Consider the following 20,771-nt stretch of genomic DNA (forward strand, 5'->3'; position numbering starts at 1 on the left):
TTTGCAGCGAATCCGGGGGGAGCCAGATAACCAATGTCAGCGGCGTATGCGCGAGTTGCGGCAAACGCCACAAGTAGCGTCGCTGCATGAGCCAATATCGTCACGGACCTACCAAGCTTTCTCAGCCGGTTTAGGCGCAGTCGTCCAGGTTTTGTGAGCTCCAAATGTGGGCCCACCGTCATGTCAACGAGGTTCAATGCAGCCGGCAACTCCATCCGTGCGCCTCGCGCTTACGCCCGCCAATCGCACCTGAGAGCAAATCCTAACAATCAATGGATCTGCACTGCGTCAAGCCACTAATGTCCGTTGCGGGGTCAGAAGCGGTCCTTCTGGAGAGGCGACCGCAGGTCGGCTTCGGGCCAAAAACAGACCACCGGCCTCTCACGATCACGCGGTACCTGCGGGCACCTCTCGCCGCCTTGCTGCTGCCTGTGCGGAATGCTCGCCAGAGGAGAGCAACGCCACGAGCACGCGTTAACGGGGCGGAAGTTGTGCCGTTCTGGTGACAGTCCGCGCAGAAAACAGCGTGCGCGCTTGTTCGCCTTATTCGATCACGTTTTCTGAGGAACATTCGCTCGAGCGTTCGACTTTCAGCCACCGTCGAGCCCCGTAGTTTTGCCTGGAGTGAGCCGCGGAATTGAAGGCGAAGAGGAGATCATCATGACGAGGGTAGCCAAGCTTCTTGCAGTAACCGCCATACCGGCATTGTTGATCGCAACGTCTGGGCCGCTGCTCGCTGGTGGCGGAGGTGGTGGCGGCGGTGGTGGTGGCGGCGGCGGCGGTGCCGGAGGGGGAGTTGGAGGAGGTGGCGGTGTGGGCGGGGGACATGGCGGAGGTGCGGGACACGGCGGCGCAGGTGGCGTCGGGCACGGCAATTCGGTATCGGCTCCGGGGCACGCGATGCAAGCAGCGTTTTCGAGTCCGCACTCGCATGGAGCGCATCATGGAGCATCAAGCCTTAGCCTAGGACGCGGCCTAGGACACGCGATACAGGCGGCATTTTCAGCGGTGTTCTCAAGCCCGCACTCGCATGCCGGGCATCGTGGTTCATCAAGCCATGCCGGGCATCGCGGCGCATCCGCCTTCAGCCCAGGGCACCAGATGCAAGCTACACCTTCAAGCCCGCCCTCCGGACATCCTGGGGCGTCGAGCTTCAGCCCAGGGCACCAGATGCAAGCGGCACCTTCAAGCCCGCCCTCCGGACATCCTGGGGCGTCGAGCTTCAGCCCAGGGCACCAGATGCAAGCTACATCTTCAAGCCCGCCCTCCGGGCAGCCGGGCGCATCGGGCTTCAGCCCGGGACACGAGATGCAAGCGGCGGCCCCGAAACCTTGAACGACGACGACCGGCAATGAGCATCGAGCTTCGCGCTAAGGCAGGACGTAGAACGGCCTCCGTTGGGTCGTCGTCCCACGACGATCGGGATTGCCGCGCCGCGATGATCGCATACCAAGCACAGCGGTGTAGCGACCCGCGCATGACATAGTTGGACGGTCCTCTGACATCGAAGTCCGCATTGCGTGGTGGCAACCTGGATTGCTGTAATGGACGAACACGCTCCGCCTTGACGAACTTCGTAAGCTGGTGAGCGTGGTCGACTTCTCGGGCAATACGACGGACATCATAGCCGTTCCGACCCAATGTTCTGAAGTAGTCAGGTCGGCGATGTCGCTTGTGGGTCAACATGAGAAGAACTCTAAGTGAGCAAATCTAGTCCGCTGCGCGCCAGGAAGCGGACCTCAGCGAGAGGTGTCGCCACTTCGCCGATGGGCCAGAATGGGACTCGCGCATCTGCGACGAAAGAAGCCTGTTCGATCACTGCGTCGGCACCGCCGGTGCAATGCCCGCGATGGCGCGACCCGTCAACTTCTGCGCAAAGCGTCAGTCGTGCTTGACGCCAGAGGAACGCCGGATGATCTCAATGATCTCGGAGGCGCAAGATCCTGGATAAGCTCTCTTAGTGCCTCGGTGTCGAACGGCTTACGGAGTATTCTTAGATTTGGGGGAGCTGCTTTTGCAGCATCGCTGTAACCGGTTGTAAGGGCTATTGGCAAACTGGGGTACCGCGACCGAATTTCTCTCGCGAGCCCGACGCCATCGATTGTCCCTGGCATGACGATATCGCTGAAGACGAGATCGATTTTTGTACCGGCGTCGAGCAGTTTTAATGCCGCCTCGGCCGAATCTCGATAGATGGTCTCATAACCCAGATGCTCGAACAGCGAGGATGTCACATCCGCCACTTCGGGACTGTCGTCGACAACGAGAACCGTCTGCCGTTGCGCATGCCTCGTTCTGGCAGCGGCCAGGTCTTTGCTGGTGATTTGCTCGCCTGCACAGGACGGCAAATAGATCGTAATCGTTGTTCCTTGTCCAAGCTTGCTGTCTGCCGTCACCGTTCCGCCCGCCTGGTGCGCAAAACCATAAACCTGAGACAAGCCGAGCCCGGTTCCTTTGCCGACTTCTTTGGTTGTGAAGAATGGATCGAACATTTTGGACAGAAGATTTGGCGGAATTCCGGTGCCGGTATCGCTAAACGCCATCGCAAAGAAGGTGTCCCCAGGGCTACTATCGCCAATCTCCTGATCTACGGTCACGGCGTTCACAGATAGCGAGAAGGTGCCGCCGTTTGGCATGGCGTCGCGCGCATTAACGGCGATGTTGACGATCGCAAGCTCTAGTTCGGCGAGGTCTACTTTGACCGGCGAAACACCCTCGCCAATGTTTTCATTGTACACAATGTTCCCGCGCAGCGAACTCTCAATCATGGTCCGCATGTTCTTTATGGACGCATTCAGATCAACGACCGTCGGGCTAAGATGCTGGTGACGAGAGAACGTCAACAACTGGCGCGTGAGAGTTTCTCCGCGCTTGGCTGCAGTCTGTATGGCTTCGATTGCCTTTGGCAGTTTTGGATCAAGCAGGCGAGCAAAGATCTGAGCACTGCCTCCAATGATCATCAATAGATTGTTGAAGTCGTGTGCAATTCCGCCGGTCAGTTTGCCAATCGCCTCCATCTTCTGCGACATCGCGAGTTGTTCGCGCGCCTGGACCAGTTTCTCCTCCGCGTCGCGTCGCTCGGTTGCGTCCCGGAGTATATTGATAAACCCGATCAGAGCTCCTGCGCCGTCACGGCTCGCAGACACCGAGCCGGTGATGAAGAACGGCGTGCCATTTTTCCTGATCCGCCAACCCTCAACTTCGTGCTTGCCTTCCTGGATTGCCGACTCCAATGCGCGCGTTGGCGAGCCTGCCCGGCGTTCATCCGGTCGGTAAAATATCCCGAAATGCTTGCCGATAATTTCTTCCGGGGTGTAGCCGATGATTTTTTGTGCGGTACTGTTCCAGCTGGTAACGTGCCCCTCCTTATCAAGCGCAAAGATTGCGTAGTCGACGACGCCTTCGATAAGAACTTGGAAGTGGCGTCTAACGCTGTCGAGTGCCATACCTTTCCGTTCAATCTGACGGCTCAGTTCGTCCTGAAGGGAAAGCAAACGGGCTTCAGTGTCCTGGCGTGTCGCGATTGCTGCGGCCAATGCAAGAGGCGGTACCGATACGCTGACCGAAAGCACGAGTAACGCCAATAGCGATCCATCCAGATCCGCTTTCGGAAATGGATCGTTACCCACCGAGAAACCCCACACGGCCATGCTGAGGAAAATGAGTGCGGACGTAGCGACGCTGTAACGATTGCCGCGCAAACCAGCCCACATCAGGGGCGGTAGAACCAGAAAGCCCAGAAGGCTCCGATGTGGCAGCGGCACATTGAGGTCGTTGCTGACGAGGTCACCGCCGATGAGCGGGCTGTAAGCAATGATCCCGATGATGCTCACGAGAGCAGCTACGGCGATCGCTTCAAATAGTTCCCATTTGGAAAAACTACCTAAGCGTGTGATTGCCCAGAGCACGACGACCGGCGCAATCACCAAAGTCCCAGCCGCGTCTGCAAGCCACCACGTTAACCAGGTCACGACCGAATCGGAAAAACTCAGTTTGTCGGCGAGAATGAATCCTGCCAGGACGATGGTTGAACTCATCACCGTGGTCGGCACAAAGGAAATGATTGCAAACTTTGCGATTCCAGAGGGGGTGCCAAACGTCTGGTGACCATTCGACCAGCGATTAATCAGCCACGTCCCGGCAAACGCCGCGAGCAGAGTGCCGATCCCGACGGAACCAAGCTCCAAAAGCGATCGGTCGGCCATCAGGTAAGGAGAGACGGCCCCCACCAAGATCGCGGGCCAAATCCGGTAGCCGCGCAGCAGGACCAGCGCGAGCGCAAGCCCGGTTGGTGGCCATAGCGGTGTCGCGGTTGGATTGATTGCGGGAAGGAATCGCGCGGCTTCGGCAAGGCCACCGTAAATCGCCGCGACTATTAAGATTTCGACCGAGTAGGTCGCAGCGCTCCGAGCGTCGCCAAAAGCGAAACTCTTGGCCTTATCAAACCTTGCCCTGTCCATCACAGGCCTTTGCGGTGGGCATCTCAAGAATGCGGTAGGGGGTCGACTTGACCCCGGTTCAATGTCACCCGAAAGACGGCGATAGCATTTTCACCACGTCGATGACCCTGCCAAACACTCAACGCAGTTTTGGCCAAAGCATGGCCGCACAATCGCGAATAGAGGGACGCTGGGCCACGTCGGGATCGGGGCCATCGGGCAGCACCATTGACCTAATGCCGCCGCGCCCATCTACGATCGCCCCGCGATCGCACCGCCTCACCTCCAACCCCGCTCCTCGCCGAAGTCATCATCCGCGCAATCATCTGGTCCTCCGAGCGGGCTGGCCACCTTGAAAGGCCGCCCGCACCAATTCCCTGCTTACAGGGAATTTTGCAGGGAAAACCCGCGCGAACCGCCGCCGCCGCAACGTCAGAAACGACGAGAACGCCCGCGAATTCAAGCGTATCGCGGCCGGCCGGGCGCAAACACCGAACAGGGAATTTTCAGCGGCGATCAGGGATTGGGCGCGCCGTTAGCAGGGAATCGGTAAGCGCCCTCTCCTCTCGCTCTCGATTTGCAAATTGAAGCAGAAGCGAGCTGGCAGAGGAGAATCGATCGCCGGAGCCAAGCGTTCCGGCGGTCGCATCAGGAGGCGCCGACGTGTAACGACGTGAATTAGCGGCAGTATTGCGACGCGCCGGGTATCCCGCAGGCATTTGCCAACGCGCAAGCCCCCAAGCCGAGCCGCAGCCGCCCTTGTTGCTCGAAGGCCGATCGTTTTCGCGGCAGCGCGGGGGGCATCGGCGGGTTGTCGGCAGGGTCCGCTGTGGCGCGCACAACCGACTCAAGTCGGACATCGCTCCATGTCCGAAAGGGGGCCACAAGCGGACTCATGCACCGCAGCAAATGGCATCTCTATTCGATCACCTTGTCGGCGCGAACGAGTAACGAGGGCGGCACGGTGAGGCCGAGCGCTTTGGCAGTCTTCATGTTGATCACGAGCTCGAATTTGGTCGGCTGCTCTACCGGCAGATCGGAAGGCTTGGTGCCTTTGAGAATCTTATCGACGTAACCAACTGCACGGCGGAACAGATCGAATAGATCCGGACCGTAGACGATCAGTCCGCCCTCATTGGCGGATTGTCGGAAAAGATAGGTCGCGGGCAGATGGTGCTTCGCCGCGAGTGCGACAACTCGCGGAGCCTGCTGAAAGGTCAAAGGATCGCCAATATCAACTATCGCATCGGCGTGCTGGGCGGCGGCAGAGGCAAAGGCGACGTCGAGTTCCTCGGCGGTGCGCGCCTCAACTATCGGCAGAGCCACGCCTAGCTTCCGGGCTGTACGTGGTATCTCCTCGGCCAATTCCAGCCTGTGGATTGGGTTGTCCGGATTGGCCAAGAGCGCAATTTTCGAGGCGCCAGGAACGAGCTCTCGGAGGATTTCTATACGTTTGCCGATGAAGTCCCCAGGTGCGATGGCCGCAAAACCCGTTATGTTGCCACCGGGATGCGATAGGCTTTGCACGAGGCCAATCCCCACGGGATCGCCCACAGCCACGAATAAGATCGGAATATTGGCAGTTGCCGATTTCAAGGCTAAGGCTGCCTGCGGGCCGCTGCAAACGATCAAATCGGGCTTGAGGGCGACGAGTTCGGCCGCGAGAGCCGGTAGGCGCTCCGCATGGCCTTCGAAATATCGATTGTCCGTGATCAGGTTTTTGCCCTCGATCCAGCCGTGATCACGCAGGCTCTCCTGCCACACTTTGGTGATTGCCAGATTGTAAGAGTTGCCAAGGAAGCCGACCCGGCGAGGCATCCCCTCCGCCCGCGAACGCCGTGGCGAAATGAGCAGTGCCGCAATAGCGACTATGAACTCCCGCCGCTTCATTTGGTGCTCTCATCTCAGCTTGAGGAGCCGGGTGCAGACTATCAGGTCTCAATGGTCGTCGCACTTAGCGCGAGTCAAATGCTGCGTCGCAAGGGCTGCGCGATGGCCCATGCCCGCTTGGGGTCAAAATGCGAAGAACTCAACGTGAGCAAATCTGGTCTGCTGTGGGCTGATCAGCGGACCTCAATGAGGCGCGCCAATGAGGCGCGCCGCAACTTCGCCGCAGGACCAATTAGGGACACATGGCGCCGTGACCGACGTCTGTCAGCGTTCGTCCGACGGATCGAAGAGCACACCGGCCGCAACAAAACCGCCATCGACATTGAGCACGTGGCCGGTGATGTGGGCGGCATCGGCGGATGCGAGGATAGCAGCTGCAGCCGCGATGTCGGCCGGCAGCGCGTACCGCTTTAGGGCCATGCGCGAGAGGAAAGCCTCCCGCTGGCGAGGACCATGAGCCAAACGGGCTACCTGCGTCGGGCCGGGCGCGATGGCGTTGACGGTTATGCCGTATGTCCCCAACTCCATCGCCATAGACTGAGTAAGGCTGATGATCCCTGCTTTTGACGCACCATAGGCGACACGCCCGGTGCCGCCGAACTGACCAGACACCGACGCAATGTTGATGATGCGTCCGCGGCCCGTTTCCGCCATCGCACGGGCCGAGGCTTGGCCGCAGATGAACGCCCCGGTCAAGTTGACGTTGAGCACGGTGCGCCAAGCATCGAGGTCGTACTCAAGGAATGGCGCACGGTTGACGATACCGGCGTTGTTCACGTGAATGTCGAGGCGGCCGAAGCGCGAAAGCGTAGCTGCCACCGCGGCGTCCGCCGACGATTTGTCTCGGCGACAACGACGGTAGCACCGTCATCCACAAGCCGTTCCACTATCGCACGTCCGATCCCCGCCGCGCCCCCCGTAACGATTGCGACCTGATCCTCAAACCGTGCAAGCATACTCCACTCTCCTCCCACGACGGCAGGAGAGCATAAAAGGGCGCTCACGTCCTAATGGCAAGCGTGGCTATTTTTGCGAGCCAAGGGGGGCATAGCTGAGGACCGCTTCGGGTCAAAATGCGAAGAACTCGACCTGAGCAGGACTAGTCCGCTGCGGTCCGCTAAGCCGACCTCAATGAGAAGGCTCGCCACTTCACCTCAGGGCCATGAACGGACCCTTTACGATGAGGAAACTTCCTGTTCGTATTCCACTCTTGGGCATCGATCCGAGCGTATCAATCCACGCAATGCCGTGCGCACCCAGCACAGTGCCCTGAGTGGAAGTTAATTGCACATTGGTTTTCGGGTTGCGGCTGCGCCTCATGGTGTGCAGGTGGCGCAGTGCGGCGGCTGGAGTAGTATGTATTGTTCCTGCTGGGTCCAGTTGGGGAGGAACCCGTGAGCTATCCCTACGATCTCGGTTCATACAGCTGGAAGGTCTCGACGCGGATCAAGGCGGCGCAGACGTGGTTCGATCGCGGGCTTGCCATGTGCTATGGCTACAATCACGACGAGGCAGTGCGCTGCTTCCAGGCCGCAGCGAAGGCGGATCCAAAGTGCGCCATGGCCGAGTGGGGCATCGCCTATGCGGCGGGCCCCAACTACAACAAGCAATGGAAGGCCTTCGATCCCGCCGACCTCGCTCGCTCGCTGCGGCTTGTCCGAAAGGCGACGCTGAAGGCACAGGTGCTGGCCAGGAAGGCGAAACCTGTCGAGCAGGCGCTGATTGCCGCCCTCCTCCACCGCTACCCTGACGACAGCACCGGTGCCATCACGCCGATCTGGAACGACGACTACGCGGCGGCGATGCGCAAGGTCTATGCCGACTTCGGCGACGACCCCGATGTCGCGGCGCTGTTCGCCGAAGCGATCATGAACCGAACGCCGTGGCAGTTGTGGAACATCGAGACAGGCAAGCCCGCCGAGGGCGCCGACACGCTCGAAGCAATAGTGGTACTCGATAAGGCGATGAAGGCGCCCGGTGGCGACCTCCATCCGGGCCTTCTCCACATGTACATCCACCTCATGGAGATGTCGCCGCATCCTGAGCGGGCGCTGAAGGCGGCTGACGCGCTGCGCAACCTCGTTCCCGATGCCGGCCACCTCCAGCACGTGCCCACCCACATCGACGTGCTGTGTGGGCATTATTCGGCCGTGGTGGAATGGAACGGTCGGGCGATCGAAGCCGACCGCAAGTACCTGAAGCGCGAGGGGGCGGAGAACTTCTATTCGCTCTACCGCTGCCACGACTATCACTTCCGAATCTACGGGGCGATATTCCTCGGCCAGTACTCAACCGCGCTTGCCGCGGCAGACGAGATGATCACAACGCTGCCGGAGCGGCTGCTCCGTATTGAATCGCCACCAATGGCTGACTGGTTGGAAGGCTTCGTGCCAATGAAGATGCACGTGTTGATCCGCTTCGGCAAATGGCGCGAGATCATCGATGCGCCGCTACCCCATGACCAGGCGCTTTTCTGCACCACGACGGCGATGATGCACTATGCCAAGACGGTGGCGCGTGCCGCGACGGGCAACGTGGCGGTCGCGGAGAGGGAAGCCGACCTCTTCAGGGCTGCGGTCGGGCGCGTGCCGGCCACACGCTATCTCTTCAACAATACCTGTCTCGACATCCTGGCGGTAGCAGCCGCGATGATGGACGGCGAAATCGCCTACCGCAAAGGTCGCTTTGAAGAGGCCTTCGCGCACTTGCGGCGTTCGGTGGCGCTCGATGACGGGCTGCCCTACGACGAGCCTTGGGGTTGGATGCAGCCGACGCGACATGCGCTGGGGGCGCTGCTCTTGGAACAGGGGCATGTGGAGGAAGCTGCCAACATTTACTGCGCCGACCTTGGATTCGAAAACACGCTTCGCCGGTCCTGCCAGCATCCCGACAACGTATGGAGCCTGCACGGCTTGCACGAGTGTCTGATGCGGCTCGGGCGGACCATGGAGGCCGCGATAGTGAAGCAGCGGCTCGACATCGCCGCCGCCCGAGCCGACGTGCCCATACAGGCCTCCTGCTTCTGCCGCCAACGGGCGGCCGCTTAAAGCCGAGGTCGGCACGCGTATTCGCCATCGAACAGCAAAGTCAATCCGGTAGTCATCGTCTGGAATGGGTCCATTAGCGTCGATCAGGTTTGACCATGACTAGGCCGGTTTACCCCAAAGAGCCGACGCCAAGGTGAGGATTGATATTCGGCACTAAGGGCCAACGGCGGAACATCGCCACTCAAGCCGACGCGAATCTCGTGGTGGCGTACGCGCCGCGGAGGGTCAGGTCAGCACGGCTTCCGTGTCGCAAGATCGGCAAGAATCGAGATCTCATGCCTTCAATGCCAATAAGGAAATACGTGGCCCACTGCGAGAAATCGGTCTAGCCTTGACGATGCTCGGTCTAAGTCCATGACCTCGTGCCGGATCATGATTAAACCGCCAAACGCTGTGATTGCTGTGGCTGCGGCGCGACTGTCGTCCGCACATTCCGCATTGGGGCAATTGAACTCAAGAGCGACCTCCACACGGCATAACAGTTAAGTTGTTCCACGGGGCCGCCGGCAGCCTGTCGAGAAGAAGCAGGATCACACCGAGCGAATTTCAAACGGGAGGAACGGCAATGGCCAGCAACTTGAGAAGCGCATGCGATGGGATCTTGCAAAGTGTCGTGACGGGCAAAGACCGTGTCCCCGGCGTGGTCGCGATGATCACCGACCGTTCGGCTAACATCTACGAAGGCGCTGCCGGTGAGCGTATGCTTGGCGGCGGTCAGGCCATGACTGCTGACACCGTCTTCGCCATCTTCTCGACCACGAAGGCGATCACCGGCACGGCCATCCTGCAATGCGTCGAGGAGGGCAAGCTCGACCTGGATGCTCCGGCCAAAACCTACGTTCCTGACATCGGCAAGCTCGAAGTGCTCGAAGGATTCGATGCAAGCGGCAATCCGAGGATGCGCGCGCCAAAACGCGACATCACCACCCGCATGCTGATGCTGCACACGGCCGGCCTCGGCTATGACTTCTTTAATGCCAACTACTTCCGCCTGGCCCAGGAGCAGGGCCAGCCGAGCGTGGTCACTTGCTCGAAGGCGTCGCTGATGACACCGCTGCTCTTCGAGCCCGGTGACAAATGGGAATATGGCAGCAACATTGATTGGTGTGGCCAGATCGTCGAGAGCATCCGCGGCAAGCGCCTCGGCGAAGTGATGAAGGAGCAGATCTTTGCACCGCTAGGGATGGAGGAGATCGCCTTCTCCCTGACACCTTCGATGCGGTCGCGCCTTGCCGTCATCCACCAGCGCGGAGCCGACGGGTCGTTGACGCCGCTTCCCGACATGCAGTTGCCACCTGACCCCGAAGTCCACATGGGAGGCCACGGGCTCTACGCCTCGATCGGCGAGTACATGAAATTTATCCGCATGTGGCTGAACGATGGCGCCGGGCCGAACGGCCGCGTTCTCAAGCAGGAGACAGTCGCGGCCGCAGTCCGCAATGGCCTCAGGGCGGATCAGAGCGTGGTGATGCTGCCCGGCGTGATCGCGACTCTGTCGAACGATGCCGAGTTCTTCCCGGGCCTGAAGAAATCCTGGTGCTACACCTTCATGCTCAACGACGAGGACGCGCCGACCGGCAGGCCGGCAGGGTCGCTCGGTTGGGCCGGTCTCGCCAACACGTTCTACTGGATCGACCGCAAGAACGGGTTCGGCGGATATTGGGCCACGCAGATCCTCCCCTTCGGCGATCCGACTTCGTTTGTCGGTTACATGAACTTCGAGACGGCCGCTTATCAGAGCGGCGAGGTGCGCGCGGCGGCGTAGGTCAGGCACGCGGACTTAGCCCCAATGTTTCGACGATGCCGCGTCCGGCCTGAGGTCGGACCGGCGTCGCAGCTACACATCGGAAACGACGTAGCCACAGAGACCCTCCTCGATGCCGACAACAACCCGCTTACAACGGAGGTATGTTATGACGAATGCGCAGGGTAGTTCACCAGGAGCGAGCAAGAAGACTCACTTTGACGCCGTCATCATCGGTGCCGGCTTTTCCGGCATGTACATGCTGCACTCGCTGCGCGATAAGCTCGATCTCAACGTCACAGCGTTCGAGGCCGGGGACGGGGTCGGGGGGACCTGGTACTGGAATCGCTATCCGGGCGCACGCTGCGATTCCGACAGCTACATCTACTGCTACACGTTCGACAAAAACCTGTTGCAGGAATGGAGCTGGTCCGAACGCTATCCCGAGCAGGATGAGATTCTGCGCTATCTCGAGCACTGCGCCGAACGCTTCGACCTCAAGCCCGACATCCAATTCGGCAAACGCGTCACCGAGGTCATCTTCGACGACAGTAACGAGCTTTGGACAGTCCGCACCGAGCAAGGCGACGCGGTGACGGCCCGGTTTGTCATCACCGCGGTCGGCGCTTTGTCGACCGCCAACGTGCCTCCGTTCAAGGGTTTGGAATCATTCAAGGGCAAGTGCTACCACACCAGTCAGTGGCCGCACGACGGCGTCGACTTCACCGCCAAGCGCGTAGGCGTGATCGGCACGGGCGCCACCGCGGTGCAGGCGATCCCGGAAATCGCGCAACAGGCCAAGCACCTGACCGTATTCCAGCGCACGCCGGCTTATTGCGTGCCGGCGCGCAACGGTTGCGTCGATCCCGAGGTCACCAAAGCGCGCAAGGCGGATTACGACGGGATCCGTCAGCGTATCAAGGACTCCTTCTTCGGCTTCGAGCTGAACTTCATGCCGAAGGCGGTCCTCGACACCACACCTGATGAGCGCGAGCGGGAGTTCGACAGGATGTGGGACACCGGCGGCTTCGCATTCTGGCTCGCCAACTACCAGGACATGTTCTTCTCCAAGGAGGCGAACGATCTCATTGCCGACTACCTCAAGCGCAAGATCGGTTCGACCGTCAACGATCCAACGGTCGCCGAAAAACTTACGCCCAAGACTTATCCCTACGGCACAAAGCGGCAGCCGCTGGACACCAACTACTTCGAGACTTTCAACAAGAAGAACGTGACGCTGGTGGATGCGGCCACGGACGGCCCGATTGAGGAGATCACGCCGAATGGCATTCGCGCAGGCGGCAAGGAGTACCCGCTCGACATCATCGTAGTCGCTACAGGCTTCGATGCGTTGACCGGCCCATTGAAGAAACTCGGCATCAAGGGCCGCGGCGGCAGGGTGCTGGCCCAGGAGTGGGAGGACGGGCCGCAGACCTATCTTGGCGTGGCGATCACCGGCTATCCGAACCTGTTCACGATCACGGGCCCGCAAAGCCCCTCGGTGCTGTCGAACATGCCGGTATCCATAGAGCAGCACGTTGAGTGGATTGCTGAATGCATCGCCCACATGCGAAGAAACAAGCTTTCGACCGTCGAGGCGACGCCGCAGGCACAAGATGCTTGGGGTGCCCACGTCGCAGAGGTCGTGAACGCGACTTTGATGACCGGCGCCAATTCCTGGTACATGGGCGCCAACGTCGAGGGCAAGGCGCGCCGCTTCTTGCCGTACCTTGGTCCGGAAGGCGTCGGCGGATATCGCAGGAAGTGCGCCGAAGTCGCCGAGAAGGGCTACGAGGGATTTGCGTTCGCCAGCACGGGTCAGGGTTGGACCGTGCATCCAATCGCGGCTGAATAGATCTGACAGTCCCTGACCGGGAGCGGTGTCCAGCGTCGCCACTCCCGGCATAGCAATCGTGGACGCGCGTGATTTTCGGGCCGCACGTGGAGAGCCCTGCGGAGAAGCTCGCGCGCCATCTCGATGACCGCTTAGGGTCCAGATGTGGACATTCCGACGCACGTCAAAGTGACGATGCTGCGCGTCGTCCCCTTATCTGGCCAATTCGGATTCACACGCTATGGCGACGACACTTGCAGTCGCTCACCGTCCACCGTGAGAGACCGGACTTGCTTCGTGCCGACGCATTCGGGAATTCTGATCTCGCCGCAATGTTGGTGCGAATGCAGTCTGTCGAAGTCCGGACATGCCGTCGTGGTCTGACGGTACCTGCGATGAAGCAGCCAAACGAAGGCACTTCAGACTGCGAACAAAGCCGTCATATCCCGATTTAGAAAGCCTTAAGGTCTCTCGTTCATATCGCGGGTTCGATGGTGCCATCGGCCCGGCGGATGCCCGGTACCATCTGGATGCCTATCTAACGCTCTCGATTAGAGCCGTCTAACAAAGCCAGCGCGCCTAACTGAAGACCTTCGGGGGGCCTGCCTCATGGGGCGGAGACGCGCGTCGACTTATCAAACCCAACGCAAACTGCTGATTATTCGCGAATGGCGGCGTTGGCTTCAGGCTCAGTCGATCGATCTTGGGGCAGTCACCGCCCGCGATACGTTGAGTTTCTTTTGCGAACTAGAGGACAAGCGCTCCCCGCTCCTGAAATTCCAAGCGAGGGGGCGAGACAAGTGGGAAATCATTAACGGCTGGTTGCTGGCTTGCGGCCAGCATGGGGATGGACAATGCCCGCAGTCTTAGACCCGGAAGAGGTTGTGGTCTTGGCCAACCACGGAGTGATGAGCCTGCGCTCTGCGGTCGCGAGAGCGATGGCGTTGCTGCCCGAAGATCGCGATGTGGCGATAATAGTCCGAAAAGGCCAGCTTTCGCAGTCGATCCTCGATTTCAAGCAGATCAAGCAGCTTGCGGCGCGGTGGGAGCAGGCGGAGCAGCCCGTACCTCCGGGGACTGCCTCTCCGGGTCCGTAGCCATCTGGCGGCCTCGCTGCTGAAGAGGAAGCTTCCGGGCCCCACTGAGGCGAACCCGTGCTCTACCAGTACCGAACCTGGACACTCTATTTTGGAGACATCCGACCCGCTGTGTCCCACGCAGTTTGTGCCACTAGCACAGGTTGCCTTCGTCCGCGTTGGGTCAAAATGCGAAACCATCACCCTGAGCGAACAGGTCCGCTCTCACCCCAACCGCCGACACATGTTCGAACGCGGATTTTCGACACTCTGGGCCAAGAGCCGACTCGCCAGTCGGCTCCGGCCATAAATCCCCCACCCTTTTTACATGCCAGGCTCGACAGGCTTTTCGACTGCGCCCCCGCCTTCAGCCCAATCCTTGAAGGCGCCGAGATTATAGACCTGATCATAGCCCATTTCTTTGAGCACCTTGCCGCCCAAGGCTGAGCGCCCGCCAGAAGCACAATAAAGGATGACGGTTTTGTCCTTGGCGAAATTCTTATCATGGTAGGGCGACTCGGGATCGGCCCGGAATTCCAGCATGCCGCGCGAAACGTGTAGAGCGCCGGCGACCTTGCCGCTTTTTTCTACTTCCGGTGCATCGCGCACGTCGACCACCAGCGTGTTGCCCTTGGCGATCATCTCGCGCGCCTGCGCCGAAGTTATCCGCGGCACGGCGGCGTTGGCAGCCTCCATCATCAGCTTGACGCTTAATGCCATGCTATCCTCCTCTCGAGAATTCACGACCCTCAGCTGCGGAACGCGCCGAGCATCAGGAATACGGCAAGCTATCACACCTCTTGTTGGTGCGGCAGGGGCATCGGAAAAGCGGTAAGGCTGGACTATCATTGCTTCGGGTTAATCGCGTCGATTTAGCCGCATCACGAATAAGCTGGTCTCTCCCAATTGGCGGACGCGCGGCCAAAGACCGAGTTCGTCGCCTACGGACCCAAATGCAGACCTGCCGAGAGAGCCAGGTGCGGGCTGATACCTCTTCTTTCGGCCTCGAATTCGCCACCGGGCTTACCAAAGCGGTCGTCGAGCGGTAGGATCACGACCCAAGACGGCGCTAACCCTCGGAGCGGGCGTCAGCCGGATGTCGGGAGGGCAAAAATGTCATTCCCAATACCTGCCAACGAGCCCGAACGGCTTGCTGCCGTTCGCGCACTCAACATCCTCGATACCGCGCCGGACATTGCCTATGACGAAGTTGGCGAACTGGCTGCACAGATTTGTCAGTGTCCGGTGGCCTATATCAGCTTGATGGACGACGATCGCCTTTGGCTCAAGGCCAAGTATGGTTTGCCGCCGGATTTCCACCAGTGCCCGCGCGAAATTGCCTTCTGCGCGGAGACGGTTTGCGGCACCGAACTCGTCGTGGCGCCCGATCTTAGGCAGGATGCGCGGTTCAGCAGGATCCCATTTGTTACAGGTGAACCGTACTTCAAATTCTATTGTGGCATGCCGCTTGTCACCGGAGAGGGGTATGCGCTTGGGACACTGTGTGTCATGGATTTCGAACCGCGCCAGCTTGCCTTCGAACAGGCTGAATCGTTGCGCCGTCTATCGCATCAGGTGATGACGCAGCTGGAGCTGCGTAGAAAACTGATCGAGTTTGACCGGGCAAATAAGGATCTTGACCAGGCGCGGAAGGATATCGCCGCCGAGAAGACACGCACCGAAGAACTGCTCACTAATATATTGCCCGTATCGATTGCCGACGAGCTTAAGACGAATGGCAAGGTCCAGCCGAAATACATCCCCTCGGCCACTATCCTGTTTGCCGACTTCAAGGGGTTCACCTTGCTGGCAGAGCGTATCGAGCCGGTCGCGCTGATCGGACTGCTCGACCAATATTTCACCGCTTTCGATGAGATCATGACGCGCCATGGGCTGGAAAAGCTCAAGACGATCGGCGATGCCTACATGGCAGTCGCCGGAGTGCCCGCGGCCAATCGCCGGCATCCTTTTGATGCCTGCCTCGCGGCGCTCGAACTTCAAGGCGCAGTCGCCCGAATTAAGGCGCAGCGCGAGAAGATGCGATTGCCGTCGCTCGAGCTGCGCGTCGGCGTCCATACCGGGCCGGTCATTTCGGGCGTGGTCGGTCGGCGGAAGTTCACTTTCGACATCTGGGGCGATGCGGTGAACACGGCGGCGCTCATGGAGACGAATGGCGCTCCTGGCCGGATCAATGCCTCGGAGACGGTCGCCGGACATGTGAAGTCACTCTTCGACCTCGAGCCAAGAGGCGCCATTGAAACGAAGCACCACCGCCTGCTCGAAATGTTCTTCCTCAACCGCCTGAAACCGGAATTCTCGCGCGATGCCGAGGGGCGCCTGCCAAATGAGAAGTTTGCTGCCGAATGCAAGCGACTTTTGACCGGCTTCTCCAGCTAGACGCTCACCTGGCAGACAAACGAGCCGTGCGCCCTTGCCCATCCCTAGCACTTCAAGGCCGGGCAGTTAGCGAGAAATGACCGACGGCCTCGCATTCCGGTTAGACCGATGTCAGTTGTGGGTCAAAATGCGAAAAACTTAGCCTGAGCAAATCCAGTCGGCTATGCCCCACTAAGCGGTCCTCGATGAGGGTTGTCGCCACTTCGCTGATGGGCCAATTCCGGACTCATGCGCCGCACCAAGCAATGCGTCGCTAACGTCACTCGATCACTTCGTCGGCGCGAGCAAGCAGCGCCGGTGGCACCGTAAGACCGAGTACGTTCGCAGTCTTGAGATTGATCACCAGTTCGAACTTGGTTGGCTGCTCCACGGGAAGATCGGCGGGCTTTGCCCCTTTTAGAATGCGGTCGATGTAATTCGCAGCCCGCCGCCAGATGTCCGGAAAGCTCGCCGCATAGGACATCAAGCCGCCGGCCTCGACGTGAGGCCGGTTCGTATACATCGTCGGCAGCCGATGTTGCACGCCGAGTTGGGCAACTCGCTTGCGATGTACGCCGAACATCGGATCACCAAAGACGAATAGAGCTTCCGCGGCGGCTTTGGTCATCTCGTCGAATGCGCTATCGAAATTCTCCGGAGCTTGCACGTCGAATAGCTTGAGCTCGATTCCGAATGATCGTGCTGCGGGTTCAAGAATATCCATCATCGGCCCATGATTGAGACCGGTGGAATTGGAAAGAACCGCGAGGCGGCGCAGATCCGGCACAACCTCGCGCAAGAAACCCAGGTCCTTGCCGAAGATTTCCGGTCCGTCACCGTAGGTTACGCCAGTGACGTTGCCTCCGGGTCGGGCGAGGCTGGCGACGAGCCCATGCCGTACCGGGTTGTCTAACGAGATGCCGACGATCGGGATGGATTGGGTCGCGTCCTTCGCCGCAAGTGCAGCCGGTGTTGGCGATGCCGCGATCACGTCGACCTTGCTTTCGACCAGCTCCGCTGCGAGAGCGGGCAGGCGTTCGTAGCGACCTTCGGAGAAGCGAAATTCAAAACTGATGTTCTTGCCATCAACCCATCCGAGTTCCCGCAGCCGCTGACGCAGGACCTCGAGCAGCGCGGGGTCCATAGAATCCGAGCCGAGATAGCCGATCCGATAGAGGCGTCCGACCTGCTGCGCGCGGCTCACCGCGGGCAGCAGAAGCGCGCTGCTACCGCTGAGCAGAACGCAGAACTCGCGCCGTCTCATGCGTACCCCCGAGTGACCGAACGTCCGAGTCGTACCGCCGTCATGGGCATGCGTAAATGTCGCAGCACGAACCGGCTGATTTGTGTGGGTGAAGCGGCAGGCGACTTCACCCTTCACTCCAGTCGCTTCCAAAATCGCCCGCTCGATGACGTATCGCTGCCACATCATGCACACGATCGGGTGGTGAGATTGTTTTCGGGTCGGATGGGACAGCGGATGTACCTGATCCCGACGATCGGAAAGCCCCCGGAGAGCCACAGCTCCCGGGGGCCTGTTTTTGCCGCTGCAGTTTTCGGAAGGCGACCACGCACCTTGGAATAGGGCAGGCTTGCTGGCTGGTAACTGCCCGCCATAGTGGTTAGTTTGCAAATCAGGGGTTGCGACCAGTGATGGATAGCATTCCCTTCTTGGCCTCCTTTGAGGAGGTCGTTTACCCTCCCGTTGGCATGGGAGAGGAAGGTGGAGATGGAAGGGGCATGCGCCCTCGGGCGCCATAGCCCGTAGCACGCCATCCACCAATTGCTAAAAGCCCTAGCTGAAAAGCTAGGGCTTTTGCATTCTTGACCTTGATCAACTGCCTTGATCTGTCGCTCACATCCACGATGGGCAATTCGATTTGACCGTGTGCCGATCACAGTGTCCCCGAGTGGGGAAGTGGCTCCGCTGCCCGGCGACAGATCGGCCCGGGCGAGCTCTGCCAGCCTTTAGCTGCGCATGGCGGCGCGGAAACCGACGAAGCTTAACGCGCCCGCCACGGTGACTGCAATCCAGCTCGCCCAGATCGGCACATCGACGCCATTCAAGGTGACGGACCACCCCATTACAATCCGGATCAACTGCAGAAGCGCGATCAGGGCAAAGATGGCGGCGGCAAGCCTGCAAAAGGTTCTTATGGTCATTGCCCATCTCCGAGGCGCACGAGGACGTGCTCGTCCCCCGCAGCCAAAATGGGGAGGGGCCGGCGCGGCGGCCACTCCCCTTAAGCAGGGTAGTTGCTTAACAGAGCCATTCTCGATGTGTCGCACAATCGCCGCTTCGCGACGCCGCGAGTCCGGGTCACGTCCGCTTTTGGGCGCGCAACCAGGAGCGGACTTCTCTAACCTGGCTGCTGTGGGAGCGAATGCTCAAGCAAGAAGCGCAGCATTTCACTTGCGGCGTCCGGTCCTCGCGGATCAGAGCTAGCAGGGCTGTCTCCCGAGGCTCAGGCCACGGATAGGACTGCGATTGCACGATTGAGTTGAGGATCACCTGGACCCATGGAGGCCGGGTCAGCTTGGACCTCGATCGTCGGTGCGACGCCAACGCCTTCCAACCGCTCGCCGTCGACCTGCACGTCCCCGACGGCGAGCAACAGCAAGCCGCCGTCAATGAGAAATGCCGTCGCAGCGAGGACAGCTCCCCCGGTCCGGCTACCGATGACCTCGCCAAGCCGATATTTCTTGAAGCCATAGGCAAGGATCTCCTTGCCGCTGCGGGTGCCACCGTTGACAAGCATGGCGACAGGCTTGCGCCACTTCACGTTCTCGAGTTGGCTGGCGCCATTGCGATCAGTGACCTGCATCGTCGGCGCTCGCGTGTTGAACAAATCAAGATACCCGGGGATCGCGCCGCCCCAGCCATCGCGCAAGTCCCAGATCAGCGCGTCGGCGCCGTTTAGGGGGCTCTCCGATACAAGATGCTCGAGCGTCCGCTGATACACGGAGCCAGCGTAGCACCAGACATGAACATAGCCGATGCTTCGGCCGTTGGCCGGTATGATACGGGCACTGGCCTTCAAGCCGTCCAAGAACATTTTGTTGGGCTCAATTTCGACCGGGGTAACCGATATTTGCATAAACGCGCCGGCACGACGCAGCCCCAGCACAACTTCCTTGCCGACCTTGCCACGGAATGACTGTACTGGCTGAAACGGTGCGCCATCGGCGAAGACGATCACATCGCCAGCGAGCAGTCCGACTTGTTGGGCCGGCGTGCCTTCTATAACACCGGTGATCATGTTGCGACCCTGCATGTCGAGACGCGAGAGGACGCCAATGCCGGGATAGGAGATACGTCCACCCGGAAAAACACGTTCCAGTCCGCGCCGCCTTAACGCACCAGCAAAGATATCGGAAAGCTGGTAGTACTCTGGTTCGTACGGTGTGTAGTAGCGGGTGTGCGAAGCATGCAGCTCCTAGAGCATGCTATTAATGACGCCGGCCAGCGCCTCTTCGGAACTCGCCCGCGTGGCGTCCGGCAAGTAACGTTCCCGGACCGCCGACCAATCGAGCCCGTGTAGGTGCGGATCGTAAAAACGGTCTCGCACGGTCCGCCATACCTCCTCGAACGTGGCGATGCGTGCGGGTACGGCTTGGGATGTGGCCGAATCCGCTGCTTCTTGCTGCTCGGCCCACAACACCGTTGGAGTCAGAGCTGATGCCGCGGCCATTGACGTGAGCCGCAAAAAGTGGCGGCGCGACGGTGCTGAGTTGATTACCTTCTTCATCGTGCAACCTTCGATGGAGCTCGTCGCTGTCCCGACAATCGGACATTCTCAGAGCCAGAGGGGATGTCTCAAACGGGCCGAAAGCGGCCATTGAACCGGATTTGAGGCCGCGCACGCCAATCCGCTCTTCCGTTGGGTTACGATCCACGCAATCCAGCTCGCCGCTGCAGTTCTGAGCATTACCTCAACGCGCGCTGAAGGTAAGGCCGGCGCGCTCCTTCAGACGCTCGCACAACGCCGGACCCATCAGCGCGCCCGGCGTCCAGATGCCGCCCTCGCCCTGCACGTCGCGCACGAGGCAGACAGCGCTTTCGGCGATCATCTTGCTGGTCGAGCCATAGCCCGGATCGCGGTCGCCCGTGACGACGGCCTCGACCCGTCGGCCATCCGGCAGCTCGCCCAGGAAGAGGATGTCGTAGAAGCCCTTCTCACGCTGTTCCCGAGTCGGGCCTGCACCGGCTTTGAGACCGCCGGTCCCGAGCAGGGAAAATATGGTGGCGAAGGTCTCCGTCGTCACGCGACCGATTTCCCCAAATCCGGGCGCGACCATCATCTCGTCGTAAACGAAGTCCGTGCCGTAGGGATGCCCCAACAGGAAATTCGTGCGGTGCACGTT

General features: G+C 60.2%; 12 protein-coding genes and 2 pseudogenes. 4 read left to right on the forward strand and 10 right to left on the reverse strand.

Annotated features, from left to right (window positions below):
- Nucleotides 1-543: 543 nt before the first annotated feature.
- The 4 genes and pseudogenes from JQ632_RS36905 to JQ632_RS36920 form a co-directional block, all read right to left on the reverse strand.
- Entirely contained in the window at nucleotides 544-870 is a 327-nt protein-coding gene (locus tag JQ632_RS36905; RefSeq protein ID WP_212407632.1) for a hypothetical protein, read from the reverse strand.
- A gap of 992 nt (nucleotides 871-1,862) precedes the next feature.
- Nucleotides 1,863-4,460, reverse strand: coding sequence for an MASE1 domain-containing protein (locus tag JQ632_RS36910; protein ID WP_212407633.1), 2,598 nt, complete (start codon nucleotides 4,458-4,460; stop codon nucleotides 1,863-1,865).
- Between the two features lie 897 nt (nucleotides 4,461-5,357).
- Nucleotides 5,358-6,329, reverse strand: a complete 972-nt coding sequence (locus JQ632_RS36915) for an ABC transporter substrate-binding protein (protein ID WP_212407634.1) — start codon at nucleotides 6,327-6,329, stop codon at nucleotides 5,358-5,360.
- A gap of 264 nt (nucleotides 6,330-6,593) precedes the next feature.
- Nucleotides 6,594-7,285 (reverse strand): annotated as a pseudogene (locus JQ632_RS36920) (SDR family NAD(P)-dependent oxidoreductase).
- Between the two features lie 438 nt (nucleotides 7,286-7,723).
- On the opposite strand from JQ632_RS36920, the gene JQ632_RS36925 reads away from it, so the two are divergent.
- From JQ632_RS36925 to JQ632_RS36935, 3 genes are all read left to right on the forward strand, one after another.
- A complete protein-coding gene (locus JQ632_RS36925; protein ID WP_212407635.1) occupies nucleotides 7,724-9,376 on the forward strand; it encodes a lipopolysaccharide assembly protein LapB in 1,653 nt (550 codons plus the stop codon).
- A 565-nt stretch (nucleotides 9,377-9,941) separates the two neighbouring features.
- Nucleotides 9,942-11,141, forward strand: coding sequence for a serine hydrolase (locus JQ632_RS36930; protein ID WP_212407643.1), 1,200 nt, complete (start codon nucleotides 9,942-9,944; stop codon nucleotides 11,139-11,141).
- 148 nt (nucleotides 11,142-11,289) lie between these two features.
- Nucleotides 11,290-12,975 (forward strand): NAD(P)/FAD-dependent oxidoreductase, encoded by a 1,686-nt coding sequence (locus JQ632_RS36935; RefSeq protein WP_212407636.1) that lies wholly within the window; start codon nucleotides 11,290-11,292, stop codon nucleotides 12,973-12,975.
- Nucleotides 12,976-14,354: 1,379 nt separating this feature from the next.
- Here the strand turns inward: JQ632_RS36935 and JQ632_RS36940 are convergent.
- Nucleotides 14,355-14,750, reverse strand: a complete 396-nt coding sequence (locus JQ632_RS36940) for a rhodanese-like domain-containing protein (protein ID WP_212407637.1) — start codon at nucleotides 14,748-14,750, stop codon at nucleotides 14,355-14,357.
- Between the two features lie 393 nt (nucleotides 14,751-15,143).
- Here JQ632_RS36940 and JQ632_RS36945 point away from each other — a divergent pair, with 393 nt between their 5' ends.
- On the forward strand, nucleotides 15,144-16,427 hold the full coding sequence (locus tag JQ632_RS36945) for an adenylate/guanylate cyclase domain-containing protein (protein ID WP_212407638.1): 1,284 nt from the start codon (nucleotides 15,144-15,146) through the stop codon (nucleotides 16,425-16,427).
- Between the two features lie 259 nt (nucleotides 16,428-16,686).
- Here the strand turns inward: JQ632_RS36945 and JQ632_RS36950 are convergent, their stop codons facing one another.
- The 5 genes and pseudogenes from JQ632_RS36950 to JQ632_RS36970 form a co-directional block, all read right to left on the reverse strand.
- On the reverse strand, nucleotides 16,687-17,838 hold the full coding sequence (locus JQ632_RS36950; RefSeq protein ID WP_212407639.1) for an ABC transporter substrate-binding protein: 1,152 nt from the start codon (nucleotides 17,836-17,838) through the stop codon (nucleotides 16,687-16,689).
- Between the two features lie 536 nt (nucleotides 17,839-18,374).
- Nucleotides 18,375-18,569 (reverse strand): hypothetical protein, encoded by a 195-nt coding sequence (locus JQ632_RS36955; RefSeq protein WP_212407640.1) that lies wholly within the window; start codon nucleotides 18,567-18,569, stop codon nucleotides 18,375-18,377.
- Between the two features lie 302 nt (nucleotides 18,570-18,871).
- Complete coding sequence (locus tag JQ632_RS36960) at nucleotides 18,872-19,666, reverse strand: S41 family peptidase (protein WP_212407641.1); 795 nt, start codon at nucleotides 19,664-19,666, stop codon at nucleotides 18,872-18,874.
- A gap of 177 nt (nucleotides 19,667-19,843) precedes the next feature.
- Entirely contained in the window at nucleotides 19,844-20,155 is a 312-nt protein-coding gene (locus tag JQ632_RS36965) for a twin-arginine translocation signal domain-containing protein (protein WP_212407642.1), read from the reverse strand.
- Nucleotides 20,156-20,339: 184 nt separating this feature from the next.
- Nucleotides 20,340-20,771: pseudogene (locus JQ632_RS36970) on the reverse strand (saccharopine dehydrogenase); the annotation flags it as partial.

Origin of the sequence: Bradyrhizobium liaoningense (assembly GCF_018130955.1) — a bacterium.
Taxonomy (GTDB): domain Bacteria; phylum Pseudomonadota; class Alphaproteobacteria; order Rhizobiales; family Xanthobacteraceae; genus Bradyrhizobium; species Bradyrhizobium liaoningense_C.